General features: G+C 31.4%; 2 protein-coding genes. One reads left to right on the top strand and one right to left on the bottom strand.

Features of this window, described 5'->3' with window-relative positions:
- Positions 1–393 (top strand): sigma factor-like helix-turn-helix DNA-binding protein (locus tag AMO08_RS02375; RefSeq protein ID WP_306452496.1); only part of this gene is annotated, 393 nt, incomplete at its 5' end.
- Here the strand turns inward: AMO08_RS02375 and AMO08_RS02370 are convergent.
- Positions 390–822, bottom strand: a 433-nt coding sequence (locus AMO08_RS02370) for an adenylosuccinate synthetase (RefSeq protein WP_179850734.1), incomplete at its 5' end; no start/stop codon positions are given. The two genes, AMO08_RS02375 and AMO08_RS02370, sit on opposite strands and share 4 nt — an antisense overlap.

The following is an 822-nucleotide window of genomic DNA, read 5'->3' as shown; positions in this document are numbered from 1 at the left end:
AAAAAAATGTTAAAAGAAGAAGTTGTTTCAATGAATAGAAGACTTTCTGGAAAGGAGTTCTCGCTAAATGCTCAAGTTGGAGAAGACGGCGATGAATGGCAAGACTGGTTGGTTGATAAAGAACTTGATCATGACTTAAAATTTGCTCACCACGAGGAAATGGAACAAAGAAAAGATTTATTAAAAGATTCTATTAAAGTTCTAAACGATAGAGAAAGAGAAATTTTATACTCAAGAAGACTAAATGATGACCCAACTACACTAGAAGATTTAAGTAAAAAATATAAAATTAGCAGAGAAAGAGTTAGACAAATAGAAAATAAAGCATTTGAAAAACTCCAAAAGCACATGCTTCTATTAGCTAAATCAAAAAATCTTTTACCCGCAAACTAAACCTCAAAAGGGCTTTCAATTAAAATAGTATCGTCTCTTTCTGGGCTCGTTGAGATACTTGATACTTTTGCACCAATAAAATCTTCAACAGCAAAAATATATTTTTTTGCATTTTCAGGTAATGAATCCAGATTTTTAACTCCATTTGTAGAAACTTTCCAACCTGGAAAAGTTTCATAAATTGGTTTTATTTTTATTTGATCTTCTACAGCAGCAGGTAAATAATCTAATCTTTTACCATCAAGCTCATAAGCAACACACATTTTAATTTCATCTAATTCATCGAGTACATCTAATTTCGTTAAAGCGATACCATTAATCCCTGAAACTTTAATAGTTTGCCTTACCAAAACACCATCAAACCAACCGCATCTTCTTTTTCTACTTGTAACAGTTCCAAATTCTTTTCCACGTGTTCCTAAAAGTTCA

This window comes from Candidatus Pelagibacter communis, from assembly GCF_001180205.1.
Classification (GTDB): domain Bacteria; phylum Pseudomonadota; class Alphaproteobacteria; order Pelagibacterales; family Pelagibacteraceae; genus Pelagibacter; species Pelagibacter ubique_O.
The sequence above is the reverse complement of the archived record's forward strand: the minus strand, read 5'-3'. Positions and strand labels throughout refer to the sequence as shown.